Annotated in this window: 17 protein-coding genes; 11 read left to right on the top strand and 6 right to left on the bottom strand. The window is 42.0% G+C overall.

The genetic code is table 11. The annotated features are described in order from the left end of the window. Nucleotides 1–112: 112 nt before the first annotated feature. Nucleotides 113–811, top strand: a complete 699-nt coding sequence (gene mtnN / locus Xsze_RS08635; protein ID WP_038242016.1) for a 5'-methylthioadenosine/S-adenosylhomocysteine nucleosidase — start codon at nucleotides 113–115, stop codon at nucleotides 809–811. 28 nt (nucleotides 812–839) lie between these two features. After that, the gene (btuF, locus tag Xsze_RS08630) at nucleotides 840–1685 is read left to right on the top strand and encodes a vitamin B12 ABC transporter substrate-binding protein BtuF (protein ID WP_084616396.1); all 846 of its coding nucleotides are present in this window, start codon (nucleotides 840–842) and stop codon (nucleotides 1683–1685) included. Nucleotides 1686–1834: 149 nt separating this feature from the next. Here the strand turns inward: btuF and Xsze_RS08625 are convergent, their stop codons facing one another. Further along, entirely contained in the window at nucleotides 1835–2302 is a 468-nt protein-coding gene (locus Xsze_RS08625; RefSeq protein WP_038242020.1) for a GyrI-like domain-containing protein, read from the bottom strand. A 13-nt stretch (nucleotides 2303–2315) separates the two neighbouring features. Next, complete coding sequence (locus Xsze_RS08620; protein ID WP_038242023.1) at nucleotides 2316–2927, bottom strand: hypothetical protein; 612 nt, start codon at nucleotides 2925–2927, stop codon at nucleotides 2316–2318. A gap of 411 nt (nucleotides 2928–3338) precedes the next feature. On the opposite strand from Xsze_RS08620, the gene Xsze_RS08615 reads away from it, so the two are divergent. Then, entirely contained in the window at nucleotides 3339–4238 is a 900-nt protein-coding gene (locus Xsze_RS08615; RefSeq protein WP_038242025.1) for a DMT family transporter, read from the top strand. A 203-nt stretch (nucleotides 4239–4441) separates the two neighbouring features. Here Xsze_RS08615 and Xsze_RS08610 read toward each other — a convergent pair whose 3' ends face one another. Continuing rightward, entirely contained in the window at nucleotides 4442–5401 is a 960-nt protein-coding gene (locus Xsze_RS08610) for a lectin MOA-related protein (protein ID WP_051462637.1), read from the bottom strand. Between the two features lie 433 nt (nucleotides 5402–5834). Continuing rightward, the gene (gene erpA / locus Xsze_RS08605) at nucleotides 5835–6179 is read right to left on the bottom strand and encodes an iron-sulfur cluster insertion protein ErpA (protein WP_038242028.1); all 345 of its coding nucleotides are present in this window, start codon (nucleotides 6177–6179) and stop codon (nucleotides 5835–5837) included. Nucleotides 6180–6415: 236 nt separating this feature from the next. Here erpA and hemL point away from each other — a divergent pair, with 236 nt between their 5' ends. The 8 genes from hemL (at nucleotide 6416) to Xsze_RS08560 (ending at nucleotide 18197) form a co-directional block, all read left to right on the top strand. Further along, nucleotides 6416–7699: a glutamate-1-semialdehyde 2,1-aminomutase gene (gene hemL, locus Xsze_RS08600; RefSeq protein ID WP_038242031.1), complete on the top strand. Its 1284-nt coding sequence runs from the start codon at nucleotides 6416–6418 to the stop codon at nucleotides 7697–7699. Nucleotides 7700–8188: 489 nt separating this feature from the next. Beyond that, the gene (locus Xsze_RS08590) at nucleotides 8189–10069 is read left to right on the top strand and encodes a phospholipase D-like domain-containing protein (protein WP_038242035.1); all 1881 of its coding nucleotides are present in this window, start codon (nucleotides 8189–8191) and stop codon (nucleotides 10067–10069) included. A gap of 68 nt (nucleotides 10070–10137) precedes the next feature. Beyond that, entirely contained in the window at nucleotides 10138–11034 is an 897-nt protein-coding gene (locus Xsze_RS08585; protein ID WP_038242037.1) for an SEL1-like repeat protein, read from the top strand. Between the two features lie 127 nt (nucleotides 11035–11161). Next, nucleotides 11162–12058, top strand: a complete 897-nt coding sequence (locus Xsze_RS08580; RefSeq protein ID WP_038242084.1) for an SEL1-like repeat protein — start codon at nucleotides 11162–11164, stop codon at nucleotides 12056–12058. 25 nt (nucleotides 12059–12083) lie between these two features. Continuing rightward, the gene (locus Xsze_RS08575) at nucleotides 12084–12347 is read left to right on the top strand and encodes a PAAR domain-containing protein (RefSeq protein WP_038242038.1); all 264 of its coding nucleotides are present in this window, start codon (nucleotides 12084–12086) and stop codon (nucleotides 12345–12347) included. After that, the gene (locus Xsze_RS08570; protein WP_038242040.1) at nucleotides 12344–13486 is read left to right on the top strand and encodes a hypothetical protein; all 1143 of its coding nucleotides are present in this window, start codon (nucleotides 12344–12346) and stop codon (nucleotides 13484–13486) included. The genes Xsze_RS08575 and Xsze_RS08570 overlap by 4 nt, the downstream gene beginning before the upstream one ends. Before the next feature lie 44 nt (nucleotides 13487–13530). Further along, the gene (locus Xsze_RS08565; RefSeq protein WP_071991847.1) at nucleotides 13531–16257 is read left to right on the top strand and encodes a type VI secretion system Vgr family protein; all 2727 of its coding nucleotides are present in this window, start codon (nucleotides 13531–13533) and stop codon (nucleotides 16255–16257) included. Nucleotides 16258–16739: 482 nt separating this feature from the next. Further along, on the top strand, nucleotides 16740–18197 hold the full coding sequence (locus tag Xsze_RS08560) for a metallophosphoesterase (protein ID WP_051462639.1): 1458 nt from the start codon (nucleotides 16740–16742) through the stop codon (nucleotides 18195–18197). Between the two features lie 138 nt (nucleotides 18198–18335). Here the strand turns inward: Xsze_RS08560 and Xsze_RS22125 are convergent, their stop codons facing one another. Next, nucleotides 18336–18476: a hypothetical protein gene (locus tag Xsze_RS22125; protein WP_156935918.1), complete on the bottom strand. Its 141-nt coding sequence runs from the start codon at nucleotides 18474–18476 to the stop codon at nucleotides 18336–18338. A gap of 74 nt (nucleotides 18477–18550) precedes the next feature. Beyond that, complete coding sequence (locus Xsze_RS08555) at nucleotides 18551–19315, bottom strand: alpha/beta fold hydrolase (RefSeq protein WP_038242042.1); 765 nt, start codon at nucleotides 19313–19315, stop codon at nucleotides 18551–18553. Nucleotides 19316–19439 lie beyond the last annotated feature (124 nt).

The following is a 19439-nucleotide window of genomic DNA, read 5'->3' as shown; positions in this document are numbered from 1 at the left end:
CCCCCCATACCGAATGAAACGATTATTTAAAATCGGGATGCCCAGTATGTGACTATTCAGTGATACACTTCCCGATTAATCCAACCCATTAATAACAAGTGAGTATGACACAATGAAAGTAGGCGTAATAGGTGCAATGGAGCAAGAAGTGACGTTACTGCGTGACCAAATTGAAGGTCTGCAAACACTGTCACGGGGCGGCTGTGAAATCTATACCGGCAAATTGCATGGCGTTGAGATCGCCTTGCTGAAATCAGGTATTGGTAAAGTTTCTGCTGCACTCGGAACGACTTTGCTGCTTGAACATTGCCAGCCAGATATCGTCATTAATACCGGTTCGGCAGGTGGCCTTGATCCTAAACTGAACGTCGGGGATATCATTGTTTCCGAAGAAGTTCGCTATCACGATGCTGATCTTACCGCCTTTGGCTATGAAGCCGGACAAATGGCCCAGTGCCCGCCAGCTTTTATTGCTGATGAAACATTAATCACCCTGACAGAAAAATGCATTCAATCCCTGGAACTGAATGCCGTCCGTGGCCTGATTTGCAGTGGTGATGCCTTTATTAACGGCGCCGAACCACTGGCACGCATTCGGGCTACATTCCCGACCGTTGCCGCGGTTGAAATGGAAGCCGCTGCCATTGGACACGTTTGTCATCAATACAAAATCCCGTTTGTGGTTGTCCGTGCTATCTCTGACGTTGCTGATCAAGAATCCCACCTCAGTTTTGATGAATTTTTGGTTGTCGCCGCTCGTGAGTCCACCCGGATGGTCAATGCCATGCTGACTGAACTCAGTAAACAATAAATCACCCATTGAAAGTGGAGCATTAATAATGAAATCATTTTTAAGAATTTCCCCTTATCGAACTATTTGGCTGACTTTTTTGTTTCTCCTGTATAGTTTCAGTGCTCCACTTCATGCTGCTGCTTCCCGTGTCATCAGCCTCGCCCCCTCCACAACAGAACTTGCTTATGCATCAGGTCTTGGCGATCAACTTATTGCAGTCAGTGCTTACTCCGATTACCCCGAAGCCGCTAAAAAGCTAGAACAAGTAGCGGACTGGCAAGGCATTAATGTAGAAAGAATTATTGCCCTGAAACCCGATCTGATTCTGGCATGGCGTGGCGGCAACCCCCAACGTCCGCTGGACCAACTGGCCTCTTTGGGAATTCCGATTTTTTATTCTGATGTAAAACAAGTAGAAGATGTTGCAGCAGAACTGGATCGCCTTGCTGAGTATAGCCCGCATCCTGATGTCGCCAAGAAAGCGGCAGCAGATATTCGTAATAAATTCGATACATTAAAAAAGAATAATGCTAACCGGACGCCCAAACAGATATTTTTACAGTTTGGCACAAATCCCATTTTTACTTCATCCAAGCATTCTATCCAAAGTGAAATTGTCTCTGTCTGCGGAGGAAAAAATATTTTCTCTGACAGCCCCGTTCCATGGCCACAGGTTAACCGTGAACAAGTCCTTACCCGAAAACCAGAATTAATTGTGATAGGCGGAACAGAAGAACAAAAACAACAAATTATCGATTTCTGGCGACCACAAATGAATATCAATGTGATTGCCCTGAATGATGATTGGTTTAGTCGCGCAGGGCCAAGAATTATTTTGGCCGCTGAAGAATTATGCTCTCAATTAAACAAGCTCAATAAAATAAAAAGATAAAGAAAATAAAAGAAAAAGATTCAGGGCAAGAACATCAATATTCATTTCTTGCCCAATACCTGAAAACTCTCAGCGCCAAACTCCCTGAAACTGATAATAAACTGAATTGGACAAGAATTCGGAATGAGTGCTAATACTTAGTTACTTAGTCAGTACTCAATCCCTATAAATAGCTCTATTTTTCCATCTTGATGAAAGACTTCATAATCCGTCTTCCAACTACGCTGATATAGGCAGTCAGCTTGTTCAAAATAGTGCCACACCTGCTGCCAGAGTTGGAAAACAGGATTGCCCTCCCCCATCAAGCCAGAAAAAATGATATACCGGCCTGCTGCCAGCTCGACTCTATCAAACGAAGCCCTTTCCTGAACATTGTCACCTTCATGCTCTTTTGCTTCTACTGCGGCAATGACGTCAAACTGCCCGCTTGCATCAGATTCGTAATTAGAATAGACGCCATAGACAACGTTGCCTGACAACTGATCAGGATAAATATCCTGATAGAAATGCTGCCAAAGTGGCATAATTTTGGCTGTCGCTGCATCCATTTCATCAGCGTTTTTCGTACGCGTAGATATCCCTATTAAAGATAGGACCGGACAATCAACAATTTTCATCTTATTATCACCTTTATTTCGCTAATAAAGCCTGCGCATTTTTATAAGCCTGATAAGTTTTGGGCAAAGCACTCTCTTTCAACTCATACCATGCCTTTAAAGCCTCATTCTTACCACTTCCTTGATTTTCACTGTCAGATAAGTAATCACTAATAAAGTTATTCATTCTGGCTGATGGGATTTGCGGCAGCCGCCCCGGCTTTTTTTTCAGGCTGGCCAGATGGGCAACCAAATCGCCATAAGTAATCGTTTTTCCCTCGCCAATACATTGCTTGCGCCAGTGATTAAGCCAGTACCACTGACCGGATTTATCTGCCAATGGGCCAAACTGTTGCTCAACCGCAGCCAATAGAAACGATTTGGTCTTTTTATCACTGACATAGTTAACCACAAGGGTATCCAGCGTGAGTAAATCACGTGCAGCGCTATTCTTTCGGTTAGGAACAGCAACGGGAAGTTCACCAGAATAGCCAAATAAATGTGCTTTAATGTGCAGTTCAAGCTCATTTTTTTTCAGATTACCCACAGTAATACCTAACGTTTTAGCAAACGCTTTAAGTTCTGTAGCATAAAAATAACCGCCATCAAACTCTTCCTGACTCATCCCCTGATATAGCTTACTCACGCCTTCTCCTTATATTTAATATACCGAAACATATGCCGAAACATACGCCGAAACAGCCTCATCGTGTTCAATTGCCGCTAATGTTGATGGGTCTTCAGCCAACGAATGAAAAGTACCTGCATACTTTTCCTACACCAGATGAACAATAGCCAGTTTTTTCACATTATCAAACTAAAGGCAACTGACTTTGGCAGACAAACAAGGGTCTGTGAGTTCACCAAAATAGTCAGAAAAAACATCGAATTTTATGAAGGTACTTCCGAAAAAAGAGTATAAGATCACAACTCATTCGTGGGGAAAATGGATTAGCATTGGTTAAATAACGTTTTCGAACTCACCCTCGAATTATCACCCTGCTATATTGCAAGACTTTACAGTAAGCCAAATCACCGTAAAAGGAATATATCAATAATGAGTAAAGCTTTTTACCGGAGGGCTGAATTTTATGCCCTCACCGCCGCTGCATTGAACGGTACACTTGGTGTGTTGACTCACTTTGGCCTTAATGCCGGCTTTAGCCACCATCAGGTCGCATTCTGGAAATGTTTTATTGCTTTTCTGATCCTGATGGCATATTGCATGGTAAAACCTTCTGAGCGGAAAACCGTCTTTGCTTTACGGCATAAAAGTCTGCAATTTGCCATACTTGCGTTCTTTGGGATCTTTTGCCTCTATTTCTTCGAAACTTGGGCATTTAAAGAAGCCCCAATCCCGCTGGTTTCTTTTTTGGTTTATGCCTCAGGTGGCATTACGCTCATCCTCTCCTCACTATTTTTGGGCGAGAGAATGGGGATCAATAAATGTCTATCGTTCGGGCTAATTCTCATTGGCGTCTACTGCCTGTTTAATTTTGCGGGGCAAACTTCCGGCAGTTATACAGGCATTGTACTGGCATTACTGGGTGGGCTGGGATATGCATTATTTATCTTTCTCTCAAAACTCATGAACATCGGCAGTGGTATATCAGTACTGCTCTGGTTATTCGGTTTCGGCAGCATTTATCTTGCCATTCCTGCCATCCATGAAGGGCTGCAATTTCCTTCCGGTATCGCTTTATTGATGATAATGGGGCTTGTGCTACTACCATCCATCGGCGGGTTTTACTTTACGACCAAAGCGGTGGAAGAAGGCGAAGCCAGCAGCGTACAAATCACTGAAACCAGTGAGCCTCTATTCTCAACGCTACTCGCATTTATCATCATCGGAGAAACTTTAGACTGGATAGGGACATTGGGAGCTCTTTTCATTATGTCAGGTTTGGTAGTCAGCATTCTTAAAAAACCCCGCCAACCACAATTGATTTCGTCATGACTGAGGCATGATCACAGTTTCTTATGGGAAATGTGATCATGCGGAAAATCTGCATCAGAATATGATGCATCTTATTCTTCAGCAGCCAATGCACTAATGGTGAATGGTTATCACTAGAGTTAAAACCAGATATAAGATCCACATAACGTTGAAACATTTTATTCATTAAAAGGGTACGGAATGTTGGCTCTTATATTTAACATTTATATTAAAACAAAATAGGGTTTATATTTCCAGTTTTTAGGGTCTATTATCCTACCCGTTTGTGGTTCTATAAATTTAACTTGGAGTTCATGATCAATAAATATATTAACAGAATGTGCTGATTTTTTATAAAAACCGAATATTACCCCAATTGCATACCCGTACTTTTCATTGTTTGCATAGGCTTTTTTGGAAACCTGAGCTTTGTATACAAAACTAAAATCATCACAATCAAAGGATTCTTTTCTATATTCGAAATCAACAAGGCCTGATTCTCTATATATTTCTTTTATTTCCTCTTCTGAAACCAACTTGTAGAATTTATCCAGAGTCCTAAGTGAGGCTAAACTAATTTTCATCTTAGGCCAGATTTTTCGTATTAAATCTTTCATAATCTTAGAATCAACAAATTTAGCATAGAAAGTATATAAGGTGTATTTTTTCTGATGTATTTTTAAGTAAGGTGTTCCCTCACCCGGAGAAGGATTAGACAAAAAAAAGTCAACGCCTTGATTATGCCAAATTAGCCTATATTGTCTTATCCCATTCACAGTTTTAAAGCAGTCTATGTTGAATGATATTCGGCTGTCCGCTATATTTTCATTATGGGAATGCCAGTATAAATCTGTTGACTCAAGGCTTACCGTATTGTCATAGGCATACATTTCATACTTTTTACCTTTATATTTACCTACCATTTCTATGGTATTATCCAGGCGATGTTCATCCGACAACCGTATTGTAACAAATTGAGAATAATTATTTTTCTCTGAATCCGACCCCATATAGGCATATTTCTCTTCCCCATCATCTCTATCATCGATACTGAGTATATTCCCATCAACATCTTTGATAAGATAATAGGCATAAGGAGATACCTCATCTTCATCTGTTGGCAATATTTTTCCATCTGAATCAGATGCCCTGCGTATTTTAATATTTTTATGTTTCTTTGCCATGATATGACCACCTTATTATTATATTAAATATCTGTATGTGGTTTTCACTGGAAGTTAAAATACTGTCTTCTAAAATAGAGCTGCTCTAAAACACGAGCACTTAACAACCAATATTGTTATGTTTTACATTTATAATAATAGACCAAAATTATAAATGTAATGGATTATTTACTATGCATAAGAAACATTTAATATTGAACTTACCATACATTAGCATTCAATTAATGGCATTTAAGATGACATTATGTTGTAACAAGCCGTTTTTGATAGAAATAATAAATAGTCAGCCGAAAAAATCGGGATTAAATTTATATAGCGATAAAATTACGGTGATTAAGAAAAATTGAAATGAATGACGATCAGAACAAAACCCCGTTATTTAAAACGGGGTTTCTGAAAAAGAGTTGTTGATTGCTATCACCCGCATTCTCAATCAGACACTGAAAGAAGAACCACAGCCGCAGGTCGTTTTTGCATTCGGGTTAGTGACAACAAAACGGGAACCTTCCAACCCTTCGGTGTAATCTACACAACCACCAACCAGATATTGCAGGCTCATTGGATCAACCACCAACTCAACCCCTTGCTTCTGAATCGTCATATCACCTTCGTTAATCTGATCATCGAAAGTGAAACCATACTGGAAGCCACTACAACCCCCACCCGTAATATAAACCCGCAGGCGCAGATTCGGGGTATCTTCATCAGCAACCAGTACTTTGACTTTATTGGCTGCGGCTTCAGTAAACTGCAAAGGCAGTGCAGCATCATCGCTCATATTTTTACTCCAGTCCGGTTTTCCGGTAAGAATTCTCGAAAGGTTATTTTGCGCTTTCTGATCAGTTATCGGCGATTATCCAATACCTGACTAATTCGTTCAAGTTTTGCCACACGAATGCAACAACACAACAAAACGCAACAATGTAAATCCTTCTCATCATTTGGCTTCCCGATCGGGGTGCTTTAGAATGGCATTTCCATTTCTGTACCGTTATCTTTCAGGAGCTTTTATCAATGAGCCAGTCCGAAACGCTTTATTCTCAGGCGCAACATGTGATCCCCGGCGGAGTCAATTCACCTGTACGTGCTTTTAATGGTGTTGGTGGCACACCCGTTTTTATTCAACGAGCCAATGGCGCTTACCTTTATGATGTCGATGACAATGCTTATATCGATTATGTCGGTTCATGGGGACCAATGGTACTCGGCCACAATCATCCCGCCATCCGCAATGCCGTCATTGAAGCGGCTGAACGCGGCCTGAGCTTTGGTGCACCGACGGCTGCTGAAGTGGAAATGGCAAAATTGGTGACAAAATTAGTCCCTTCCATGGATATGGTTCGCATGGTGAATTCCGGTACAGAAGCCACCATGAGCGCCATTCGTCTGGCGCGCGGTTATACCCAACGCGATAAAATCATTAAATTTGAAGGCTGTTACCACGGCCACGCCGATTGCCTGCTGGTTAAGGCTGGATCAGGGGCGCTGACCATCGGCCAGCCTAATTCACCGGGTGTTCCTGCTGATTTTGCAAAACACACCCTGACTTGCATTTACAATGACCTGAATTCCGTTCGCGAAGCTTTCGAAAAATACCCCGAAGAAATTGCCTGTATCATTGTTGAGCCTGTCGCCGGTAACATGAACTGCATTCCACCACAGCCAGAATTCCTGCCGGGCCTGCGCAAGTTGTGTGATGAGTTCGGTGCTTTGTTGATCATTGATGAAGTGATGACCGGTTTCCGTGTTGCATTGGGGGGAGCGCAAGAATATTACGATGTTAAGCCAGACCTGACTTCCCTTGGCAAAATCATCGGTGGCGGAATGCCTGTCGGCGCTTTCGGCGGCCGTCTGGACATCATGGAAAAACTGGCGCCAACCGGTCCGGTTTATCAGGCCGGTACGCTCTCCGGTAACCCAATCGCCATGGCGGCGGGTCTGGCTTGCCTGAAGGAGGTCGCCCAAGCAGGTGTTCATCAGCGCCTGAGCGAACTGACAGACAAACTGGCTGCCGGCCTGAAAAATGCGGCATCAGAAGCAGGCATTCCGCTGGTTGTTAACCATGTTGGCGGTATGTTCGGTATTTTCTTTACAGATGCAGAAAATGTCACCTGCTATCAGGATGTCATGAAGTGTGATGTTGAACGCTTTAAACAATTTTTCCATTTGATGCTGGAAGAAGGGGTTTATCTGGCACCTTCCGCGTTTGAAGCGGGTTTTATGTCCATCGCCCATACGGATGAAGATATTCAGCGTACCGTTGATGCCGCTGCGCGTAGTTTCGCCAAACTGAAGTAACACTGGCCTTCCAATACTATAAATGACGCTGCCATCGGGTAGCGTCTCATACCAGCCAGCCACACTGTTCAAAAAATGTCAATCAGACTATGACTCCCTTGATAATTTAAATAAATATTTCTTATGATATATGTGAATTTGGTCAATTTTTTTACTATTAATAACCTCCCCACATTTTGAATAACTTCCCTTTTATTCACATTTACGTATATTTATTAATTAATGATATTAACAATAAGAAAATAAAAACATCGCCAAACAAATAAAAATACTCATAAAAACAAAATGATAATAAAATTTATAAATAAAAATAAAATAATAAAAATAAATAATAATTATAAAAATATCGCAAATTATAAAGTTGTCCTTATAGATGAAAACAACAATGCATTCAAATGAATGGCTACGGGAAAAAATCATTCAAAAGAAATGTTTTAGATTAATCCTGTGGTATTCCCCTTCCCCATACTAACAGGAAAGAAAATACCAATGAGTAATTATGGAAATATGAACGTGTTTGGCCCGTTTATACCAAAAGACAAGCCACCAGAAATGATTGAAGTCATCCCGGGCGAGTATAAGAGATTTAAATTCACCTCCCCGTGGATACCTGACGACAATAATACTTACTATCCTATGTCGGGCTTGGGCTATGCACCCCTTATCAATGGTGAAAGGGCATTCAGGGCGCTGGCTAACGCTATCCGCAATGCGAGTGAAAGTATCGAAATTATCTCTTGGGGATTTCAGCCCTCCATGTATCTTGAACGCTCACCCGATAACAAAACCTGTCTTGGTGAACTGTTGGAGGAAAAAGCACGCCAAGGGGTACAGGTACGGATTCTGATCTGGTTTGCCATAACAGGTCAGTTAGATCCTAATTTTCCCGGTTGGGGAGCACAGGAAAAAGGCTCTTCTTATGGAAAAGGGGGAGTGATTAACCCCAGTGAATTAGTTGATAATGGTGTTAAACTCGCTTGTGAGACCGACGGGCAATACAATTATGATAAACTTTGGCACTATAAAGTTCGCAAAGGTCAAATTCCCAACATTTATATCCGCAGTCGGGATATGCCAGTAATATGGTCATCCAGGGAGAATCTCCTGTCACACCCCCTTTTTACAACCTATAACATCAAACGAGATGAAGGTTTTCTGCGCGCTTTTTTTTTAAAGAAGTATGCAACCCACCATCAAAAAATGGCATTAATTGATTACGAATATCCCCAAAAGGCGTTGGGTTTTATGATGGGACATAACCTTCTGTCCAATTATTGGGATAATGACCAACATTCCTCCTCACTCGCCAGCTATAACACGGGGCGTGATGGCCCTGTGGGTTGGCAAGATATTTCCGGTGCGGTATGTGGGGAAATATTGCACGATATGAATGATAACTTTGCCAAGGCCTGGACAAAACATGGCGAGCAAGGGAATGATTTTGAGTTACGCCGTTTAGTGAAAAACAATAGGGAAGATTATTCGTTAGAAAATACTGAATTATTACCTTGGTTAAATAAATTCTACGGGCTTTCTATGCGCCCCGCTCTCGGCAAAGTCTGCCTGACCCAACCGGAATACAATCAATTTGATATTCTTAAAGCCTATATGGAAGGCATTATTCAGGCCCGCAAATATATCTATATTGAAAATCAGTACTTCCGCATGATTGACATCGCCAATCAGATAAAACAAGTCGCCGCTCAACGCCATGCGCTGATTACCGAACTGGGCGGCGATACCATAAAACCGATTTACCTGTTTGTTGTCACCAATTCCACCGACGACATTGAAGGCCCTTCCAACCGCGCCGGATCTTTCCAAACGTTCAGAATGCTGGAAGTGCTGGGCAGAGCAGACTTAATGCCGGTTTATACCGCTAAACAACGGGGTGTCCCCGAAGACGAAATTGAGGAAGAAAAAGTCCCGGGGCTGGAAACGGTGATCTGCACCTTGGTTTCGTTGGATTCTCACGAGAAAAAATGGTCACCGGTTTATGTCCACAGCAAGCTGATGATGATCGATGACCAATTGATGATCCAAGGCTCTGCCAATATCAACCTGCGCAGTATGGCCTTTGACAGTGAAACGGCAGTGGTGCTTCAGGATACGGATGTGACCCAGATTATTCCGCCGATGAGGCGGCATTTATGGGGTTTGCATGCTCAGATAAAAGAAATGGACAAAAAATCACAGCCATCACAGGAACAAAAAGAAGAGGAAGAATCAAAGGATGAAATAGAAAGGGAGTTTAAACGATGGAAAGGGATTATTGGTATCAATAAAGAGCGCAAAAAAAAGCAAAACAAACCGATCTCACCTCTTATCGAATTTATCGATAGAAGTGAAGACGTTAAGAATCTGGATTAACGATGAAACTAAAACTCATTTATTTCTTCACTCTTTGTTTGGGATTATTCAGTATAGGTGTCTATTTTATGAGCCAAAAACCAAAGAATTTACAAGAACAAGAAGCCAATCTGCATTTTACCTGTGTCTACGAAAAAGACACCTTGCCAACTCTTGATCCCGAAGCCGATATCTGGTTTCAGCAGGCACGGGCGCTGGAGAAAGTGAAAGGAAAACCGGATTACGCCACCATCGGCCGCCTGTACCGGCAGGCCGCAGAAAAGGATCACTACAAAGCATTGTTTAATCTTCAGAACCTTATTCGTTATGGCAAAGTTCCCCCACGGACGGGTATGCACCCACCGCAAGAAGTATTAGAACTCGTCGAAAAACTGATAAAGCTCAATATTCCTCTGGGGTATTACCAGATGGGCTATCTTCTTGATAGGGGCTACGCAGTTAAACAGGACAAAACCGCGGCCCTGACCTATTTCCGTAAGGCTGCAGATATGGGAAATCCCGCTGGGCAATATATCATCGGTGATTTATTTGTCTCACCCGGACTCCTCGATGACCGGGATAACCCCGCCTATTATCCTGAGATTGGTGAAGAAATGTTAAAATGTTCTATAGAACAAGGATTTGCCAAAGCAGGCCACGCCCTTGCCGTTCAACATTTGTATACGGATAAAAATTACGCTAAAGCCGCTTATTATTTTCAAGAGGCGGTAAAACATGGTTATTATATCTCCGCAATGCGGTTAGTCGGTTCTTTTCAGAATCCGACTCCCCAAAATATCGACTATTATCTGGCACTTCCCCAAGATCCCGAACGAGCTCGCCGATATAATCTCATCAGCGATGAAAGTTTCCGTTTTCCCGAAGCCCGCTTCCCCGATATCGACAAAATCGTTCCCCTGCCGCCAGCTCCTCTTCCTGAATGGGATGGCACGTTTGAGTATAAAAAACAGCAGGAGCAGAAATAATGCACTCACGGATAAACATACTCAAAAGTGAAGATATAAAGAATCAGGATTAACGATGAAACTAAAACCCCTTTATTTTTTCATCTTTTGTTTATGTTTAGGGTTATTCAGTACAGGTGCCTATTTTATGAACCAGAAGCCAAAAAGTTTACAAGAGCGAGAAGCCAATCTGCATTTTACCTGTGTCTACGAAAAAGACACCTTACCTGCACTCAATCCCGAAGCCGATATCTGGTTTCAGCAGGCACGGGCGCTGGAAAAAGTGAAAGGAAAACCGGATTACACCACCATCGGCCGCCTGTACCGGCAGGCCGCAGAAAAGGATCACTATAAGGCACTGTTTAATCTTCAGAACCTGATTCGTTATGGCAAAGTTCCCCCACAAGCAGGTAAACGCCCACCACAAGAAGTGTTAGAACTTGTCGAAAAACTGATAAAGCTTAATATCCCTTTGGGGTATTACCAAATGGGCTATCTTCTGGACAGAGGCTACGCCGTCGAACAGGACAAAACCGCAGCCCTGACCTATTTCCGTAAGGCCGCAGATATGGGAAACCCCGCTGGGCAATATATCATCGGTGATTTATTCACCTCACGTGGACTCCTCGATGACCGGGATAACCCCGCCTATTATCCTGAGATTGGCGCAGAAATGTTAAAATGTTCTATAGAACAAGGATTTGCCAAAGCAGGGTATGCCCTTGCCGTTCAATATTTATATACGGATAAAAATTACCCCAAAGCCACTTATTATTTCCAAGAGGCGGTAAAAAATGGTTATGATATCTCTGTACTACAGCTGATTGACTCTTTTCAGAACCCAAGTCCTCAAAATCTCGACGACTATCTGGCACTCCCCAAAGATCCCGAACGAGTCCGTCGTTATCGCCTTATTAGAGAAGAACTCCGTTACAATCCCGAAGCCCGCTTCCCCGATATCGACAAAATCGTTCCCCTGCCGCCAGCTCCTCTTCCTGAATGGGATGGCACGTTTGAGTATAAAAAAAACAATGAATCCCATTAATCACATTTAAAAATAAGGAATAGTTATGCGTGCTTTTATTCAGCTTGGTGATGGCACTTCCCATGGTGGTCAGGTGATTTCAGCATCCGGCCCTCAGGTTTACGGAAAACCTATCGCACTGGTCGGTGACAACGTTTCCTGCCCCATTGACGGGCACGGCGTCAATCGCATCTTATCGGGGGAAACACGTATCCATATTGGTGATCGCCTTGCCGCATTGGACGGGTTTAAAACAGAGTGTGGCTGTACCCTGATTGCTTCCCTCAGTAGCGCAGGGGAGAATTCATGATGAACTGGAATATTCCCCACTTAAAAGAGCGGCCTTACCCTAAACTCACGAAAAAAACCTATACCCTTTGGTTTGCTGGTGCAGCCTCGACAATGCTTATCGTCATGCTTGCCTGTTCTCTGGTATTCACAAAACAGGAATTGGGAAAGTTCCTGTTACCCGTATTGGGGTTCACGATCTTGATCGTGATTCTGGGGGTCCTTCTGCACCTTTTGGTCTATTTTGCCCAGGAATACAAAACCCATGTCTATAACGAAGCCGTAGAAGAGGCCAAAGATGGATGGAAAACATGGGCCAATCAGCACTTAGGGCTATTATGCTGGCAGCGCTTAACCCAGCCTGATGAAAATCCGCCTCCTACACCACAAAGCCCCGCCAAGCCCAATAAAAATAATACATTGAAGCTTAAGTCATTATCCGGCTTGCCCTTATGGGAACGTGCGCCAAAACTTGCGGAAGAGCTGTTGAAACCCATCGGTGAATTTTGGCAAACTCACTCAATTTCAGCGCCTCTTCATCTTTTTTGGCAAACAGACAGGCCAAGTAATGAAGATCTTGAGTGGACTGCATTGTTGAAAAAAACAGCAGAAAAACAAGCACTGCCACTGGCCGATGTTCAGCCACTGCCACAAGGGGATTTCACCCAATGGATGGAAACGCAATATGATTCACCTTCATCCCCCGACCAGATTTATTGCCTGATTTTCATCAATGCGTTCAGCGCCCCAAAGAGCAGTGAGGAGGCGGTGGCAATCGTACTGGCACCCGAAAAAACCTGCCGCAGGCTAAGGTTAACCCCCAAATTACAACTACTGCGCCCACTCATCACACCCATAAAAACACTGCATGATGCTTTATCCCTACAATGCGAAATGCAAAATCCGGCTGAGCAGTTAGAAACGGCTTGGCATGCCCATCTCCCCGGCCATTTTCTGGAAAAAATTCAGTCAACCAGCAGTGAAATGAATATGCGGTTTTCCCCAAAATCTTTCCACGATACCGACTCTCTGTTAGGTAATGGCGGCATTGCCCGTCATGCTGCCATGCTGACTCTGGCAGCAGAACGCCACCTTTCAAACAGCTTATTGGTGATGGAAAATCAAGGAAGCCTGGTTTTACAACAGATGACGAATCAATAAAACAAGAAATAACGTTCAGAATATCGTAAAGAGAATCATGGAATATGAGCGAAATATTAACCTCCCTTACAAAAACAGAGCAATCAATCCATTCCCTCAACCGCTATCAACTCAATATTCAAGGCTGTAAAGCCATGTTAGATGTCGAAAGTTTTACCGGTCGCGAAATGATGAGCGACACCTATCGATATCGCATTACATTTACCAGCCCTGTTCAGGATATCCAACACCAGAAAATCTTGCGCCGCAGCGCAACATTCACCTTTCGTACACTCGGTGAGAAAGCGTTCGGGATCACTACGCCGCCACAAATACGTAAAATCGTACATGGCATTATCACTGATTTTAAACGGCTGGGCAGCTCCCGGGATGAAGCTCAGTATCAGATCACCTTAGAACCTAAATTTGCCCTGTTGAGCCGGCAACAACGTTCTTACCGTTTCTTCTTAAATCAATCTGTACCAGAAATTGTTGAAAGCATCCTGCGCGAGCACAATTTCAAAGGCTGGGAATTTGAGTTCAATCTCAAAAATACTTATCCAAAACGGGAGCAAATCAATCAGGTCAACGAAAGCGATCGTGACTTTATTGAACGACTGTTATCTGAACTGGGCATTTTCTACACTTTTCGCTTACAACCAGACAGCCAAACGGAAGTCATCCACTTTGGGGACAAACAACGTTGTTATGAGTACGGAAAAACGCTGCCGGTCAACAGTCCATCCGGCATGAATGATCATGGCGAATATGCCATTTGGGCATTAACCCAGCGCCATCAGGTGGTTGAACACTCCGTACAGACCAAAGATTACAACTACCGCATTGCCCAGCATATCCTGAATTCAGCACAAGCTGATGTGACGCGGGGTGATGGAGAAAATATCACCTATGGTGATGTGACCTATTACAAACCCCGCCATCTCACCGTGGGTGACAAACTCTCACCAGAACCTGAAACCGCTAACTTTTGGGCGCGCCTTGATCATGAACGTTTTTTAGCAAGCCAGACCTTTTTGCATGCCAAAAGTACGGACCCAACCCTGATGGCGGGACAAGTTCTGACGGTTGAAGATACTGCCCTGCCTTCCACTTTGCCTGAAATATTCCAATCCCCCATTTTACTTACCCAACTTCGTTTTACAGGCAGCCGTGCTGAAGCTCTGCAAGTCAAGATCACCGCCGTTCCCTTCAGTGAAAGCCTGTGCTGGCGCCCGCCATTGAAACCCCGCCCGGTTATCAGTGGTACACTGACTGCGCGCATCACCAGCCCCATCGCCAATGATCTTTATGCCCACCAACATCAAAATGGCCAGTATTGGGTGAAATTTGATGCGGACAATGACAAGAAAAAGCAAGGATATGAAAGCATGCCTGTACGTCTGGCCAAACCTTATGGCGGCGATACTTATGGCTTTCACTTTCCGCTGATACAGGGAACGGAAGTGGCAATTGCCTTTCATGAAGGTGATCCTGACCGGCCCTACATTGCCCATGCGCTGCATAATTCTTACCGTGTTGATCATGTGACAGCCCGTAACCACACCCGCAATGTCATCCGTACCCCCGCCAATAATAAATTACGCATGGAAGATAAACGCGGTCAGGAACACATAAAACTCAGTACAGAATATGGTGGAAAAAGCCAACTTAACTTAGGCCATCTGGTTAATTCACAAAATACAAAGCGGGGAGACGGTTTTGAACTGCGCACAGACAGTTGGGGAGCTATCCGGGCGGGAAAAGGGTTGTTTATCAGTACCGATTTACGGGCAGGTGCATCTTCTGAACAACTTGACCTGCGGGAAGCCTGTCAGCAACTCAAAGATGCGCTTGACTTGACGGGATCTTTACGTGAATCCGCCGAAATCGCCAAAGCTGAATTGGCAGATTTAAAAAACCAGAAACAATTATTGATCCAATCCATCGAAGAATTAAAACAAGCCGCACTATTGATGAGCGCACCAGCAGGGATTGCCATGACCACGCCAAAAACCATGCAGATTAATACCGGGCAAAGCCTTGCGATTACCACCGCAGACCAAACCGATATTTCTGCCATTAAACGCATCACCTTAGCGGCAGGAAAAGCAATCAGTCTATTTGCACGTGAAGCAGGAATGAAACTGTTTGCCAACAAAGGCAAAATAGAAATGCAGGCACAAGGTGATGAAATGCACCTGTCAGCCTTAAAAGACCTGACAATGAGCAGCCATGCAGGGAAAACGATCATTTCAGCCAAAGACGAGTTATTGTTAATGTGTGGCAGCGCTTATATTCGCCTGAAAAATGGCGAGATTGAGTATGGCAGCCCGGCCAATCAAATCGTGAAAGCCAGCAATTGGTCTGTTCAGGGCGCAGAATCAATGGATATCACTCATCCGGAATTTCCTCAATCCATTCCCAAACAATCCATGCGCTTTCAGTTATTCGGCTCCCCCCTCAGCCCAACCGCTATCCGCGATACTGAACCTTACGAGCTATATGCCAATGGTGAACTCATTCAGAAAGGTCTTAGCGATAAAGAAGGAAATATTACCATTGAGCATCATGCTTCCATTGACAGTTATGAAATCAAACTCCCCCTTAGTTGTGATAGTTATCAAATCAATATCAAAAACGCAGGGGAAGAAAAGGAAGAAAACAACATTGCCCGTGAAGGTTTCCGGATGATCAATCCCGGAATAGCAGCGGAAAACCCTAAACAGGGCGCAGACTGGCGGCAAAAATACTTTTCATTGTTGCGACCAAAAACTCACGACAACAATGAATAAAGGCAATAATCAATAACCCTACATTGCCACTGAGGACGCCTCACGAATCGATTAAAACATCATCAACAAGCGGTGAGAGGCAGGAGCCTCTCATTAATCCCCAGGAGCATAGATAACCGTATATTGATAAAAACAGTGATCGGGGGAATGGGTACAGCCAACAAAGAGGCAACTTGAAAAACGAAGAGTATAGACTACCCTTATTATTAACCTTTGAAATATTTAGGCCGGTTCTATGTGGCTTCAAACCTCTTTCTATAACAATATTATTTTCCACAGAATCAGTAATAATTGCAGAATGAGTAAAATACATAAATATTTATTCATTCAATTTAAATCTTTTACACTCAAAAAAAATAATTTTTAATTATTTTATATAATTACTTACCTTATCACATTGCATTCATATTCATTCAATGAAAGATTAATAATAATTAAATAAAAACATACTGAAAAATTACTTTAATGTAAGGATATGAGAAATGAAAATCTCCATTAAATTTATTCTTAATATTTGTACTTTATTTATATGTGTTATATCCCAACAGTCTTTTTCTTCCCCTTGTCTTGCTCCTGCCCCTTCTCCTGTCCCTTCTACTGATTATCTTAAGGAGTTTGTCACTTTCATAAACAAAAGTGATAAAAATTTATTTTTAGATCAGAATAAAAAGCAAGAACTTTCCGCTGGTGCATGGACAATAATGCCTCCCACCGAAATTCCTGCAAAAACGACGGTAAATTTCAGTTACGAAAGTATTGGTGCCGGTTCAGAGGGTATGTACAGTTTTCTGCATTATAAGGTTGAAGACGAAAATACACCTTTAGAGATATTTATTAATTCATCAAAGAGAAAAACCATAAAAATTTATACCATTCCCAAGAATGAATACCCGACTGGAATAATAAACTGTACTCCACCCCACTACCAATTAGCTAGGTATATAACATTGACTTTTAAAGGAAATGATAGAAGTGATGATTATAATATTGCTATCATGTCTGATCCCCAACCTTGGCGTTTAAACAAACTTAAGTGGGATAGTAATGCCCCCGAAAGCCAAAAACCTTGGGAAAGGGTAAATAATGATGTCGTTAGATCAATAAACACATCTAATAGTACGTATCGTTTCAAATTTGGTATTATCAATGGAGACATTACCGAATTTGGTCGTAAAAGTACTTGGGATAGTTTTTATGACGTATATAATAAATTAGCCTTCCCTTATTATATTGGGTTAGGAAATCATGATATTTTTAACAACTTGAATGATTGCTGGGAATTCAGTGAAATTTCCTACGGAAACAATGGTTGTGCAGCTTATTCTTTAATGCAGATGGCTGACAAAATACAAAAATATAAATCAGAGCTTTTTAATCACAATATAAATGCCGATATATCTGGAAAAACGGGTAGTTATGCATACTCTTGGGATGAACATAACATCCATTATGTCCAACTACAGTATTATCCAACATATAAACTTGATATAGGGTTGATAAGTCCTATAAAAATGACATCATCACTTGAATGGTTAGAACAAGATTTAATTAAAGCGGCTAAAAATGGAAAAGTAAGTATTATCAACTTCCATGATGGTACAGATAAATATGAAGAAAACAGTAGCGATGAAGAAAAGGTAAAATTAATACATTTAATTAATAATTATAATGTTATGGCGGTTTTCCTAGGGCATACTCATAAAGTAAATGGGGATCGTTTAGATCCCCCCCTCTTTGGAAAAGCAAGGATCTATAATAGTGGAGCGCTCTTCCAAGGTGATTTTCTTATCACACATGTCAATGGGAAATGTATATATGTCACCGCATTTAAAGGTAATGCTGACTCCATACCAGAGTTTTATAGAGATTACCCAGCAATATGCAGCTCAGATTCACATGCTACGGCCGAAGAAACATTACCTGAAATAGAGGAGCTATAACTCCTTTAAGTCACTCATTCAGTACTTTTTGAACAGAAGAGAGTTACCCGCTTTGATTTAAGATTCAGCAAATTCAATCAAAGCGGGTAACTCTCATGTTTCATATCAGGAAACTATACATAACATTCGGATAAAAATTCATACCAAACCCCGTATTGCCTGAACAGCTGACATCACAGCCAATACCCCAAGCAGAGCCATAAACAGACAACAGAAATACAGGCTTTCAGGCGAATACCAATAAACAGAGATAACGCCGTTAATATCAATACCGGCCATCAATAATCCAAAGAAAACAGTACGAATAATTTATTGCGCAATACGATTAATTAGCTGATTTTTCCAAGCCATAGTTAAGCACTCTGAGAAAATTGATATTTGTTCTCACTTACCAAATTATAGTCAATTTGAGAGAAAAGTTTTTCCACAAACGTTTGTGGTAATTCTAGCATTGGGCTATGCCCACAATTATCAATAATAGACATGGAAACATGACTCAATTTGTTTGCAAGTACCTGCCAAGGTGCAACGGGTGTGATGATATCTTCCCTACCCCAGATAAAATGAATAGGAATTGTTGTTTCGCTGAGTATTTTGGGAACATCATATTTCCGACTGAATGATAACCAACGCACAATACTTTTAAATATTTCGTCATCGCTAAAAATACGTGAGATCTCATCGATTCCGCGTTGTGGAACTTTACTCTTATCAAGATAAACATTCCCCATCAACACGCTTGCATATTTAATATTGCCTGTACGGAGATCACTCAAAGAAACACCGGCTTCATTTTCAATCTGACCAGGTGCTCCACTCATAACTATGCCTTTCACCCGGGAGTTATTCAATGAAGAATAATGTAAGGCGATGAGTGCACCAAGAGAATTACCGACCAAATAAGGCTGTTCATCACATGAATCAATGACCTGATCTAACACATTTATTATTTTTTTATGGTTTTTTTCGAAAGTCACTGGAATAGGCTCTTTAAAGACAATAGCTGAATATCCTCTTTCAATTACACTTTCAATAATTAAATCCCATATCCATCCTCCAGCAAACAAACCTGGCAAAAAGATAATTGGATGACCAGAGCCTTTTTTTTCATATAGCATAATGAAATCCTTAATATCTATTTTTTTATTGACCAACTTGTTATTAAAGCCACGGTAATATATTAAAACGCAACATTACAAGTCAGTATTGATATTTTGCTTTCAAACGAATTAATTATAATTC

This window comes from Xenorhabdus szentirmaii DSM 16338 (assembly GCF_002632585.1).
GTDB classification, from domain to species: Bacteria; Pseudomonadota; Gammaproteobacteria; order Enterobacterales; family Enterobacteriaceae; genus Xenorhabdus; species Xenorhabdus szentirmaii.
This window is presented reverse-complemented; position numbering and strand designations above follow the sequence as displayed.

Bases quoted from the DNA above. Each gene is read 5' to 3' on its own strand.
- Xsze_RS08575 (WP_038242038.1), top strand. From the start codon at position 12,084: ATGCGTGCTTTTATTCAGCTTGGTGATGGCACTTCCCATGGTGGTCAG.
- Xsze_RS08580 (WP_038242084.1), top strand. From the start codon at position 11,162: ATGAACCAGAAGCCAAAAAGTTTACAAGAGCGAGAAGCCAATCTGCAT.
- Xsze_RS08615 (WP_038242025.1), top strand. From the start codon at position 3,339: ATGAGTAAAGCTTTTTACCGGAGGGCTGAATTTTATGCCCTCACCGCC.
- Xsze_RS08625 (WP_038242020.1), bottom strand. From the start codon at position 2,302: ATGAAAATTGTTGATTGTCCGGTCCTATCTTTAATAGGGATATCTACG.
- Xsze_RS08560 (WP_051462639.1), top strand. From the start codon at position 16,740: ATGAAAATCTCCATTAAATTTATTCTTAATATTTGTACTTTATTTATA.
- hemL (WP_038242031.1), top strand. From the start codon at position 6,416: ATGAGCCAGTCCGAAACGCTTTATTCTCAGGCGCAACATGTGATCCCC.
- erpA (WP_038242028.1), bottom strand. From the start codon at position 6,179: ATGAGCGATGATGCTGCACTGCCTTTGCAGTTTACTGAAGCCGCAGCC.
- Xsze_RS08565 (WP_071991847.1), top strand. From the start codon at position 13,531: ATGAGCGAAATATTAACCTCCCTTACAAAAACAGAGCAATCAATCCAT.
- Xsze_RS08570 (WP_038242040.1), top strand. From the start codon at position 12,344: ATGATGAACTGGAATATTCCCCACTTAAAAGAGCGGCCTTACCCTAAA.
- mtnN (WP_038242016.1), top strand. From the start codon at position 113: ATGAAAGTAGGCGTAATAGGTGCAATGGAGCAAGAAGTGACGTTACTG.
- Xsze_RS08610 (WP_051462637.1), bottom strand. From the start codon at position 5,401: ATGGCAAAGAAACATAAAAATATTAAAATACGCAGGGCATCTGATTCA.
- Xsze_RS08585 (WP_038242037.1), top strand. From the start codon at position 10,138: ATGAGCCAAAAACCAAAGAATTTACAAGAACAAGAAGCCAATCTGCAT.
- Xsze_RS22125 (WP_156935918.1), bottom strand. From the start codon at position 18,476: ATGGCCGGTATTGATATTAACGGCGTTATCTCTGTTTATTGGTATTCG.
- Xsze_RS08555 (WP_038242042.1), bottom strand. From the start codon at position 19,315: ATGCTATATGAAAAAAAAGGCTCTGGTCATCCAATTATCTTTTTGCCA.
- Xsze_RS08590 (WP_038242035.1), top strand. From the start codon at position 8,189: ATGAGTAATTATGGAAATATGAACGTGTTTGGCCCGTTTATACCAAAA.
- btuF (WP_084616396.1), top strand. From the start codon at position 840: ATGAAATCATTTTTAAGAATTTCCCCTTATCGAACTATTTGGCTGACT.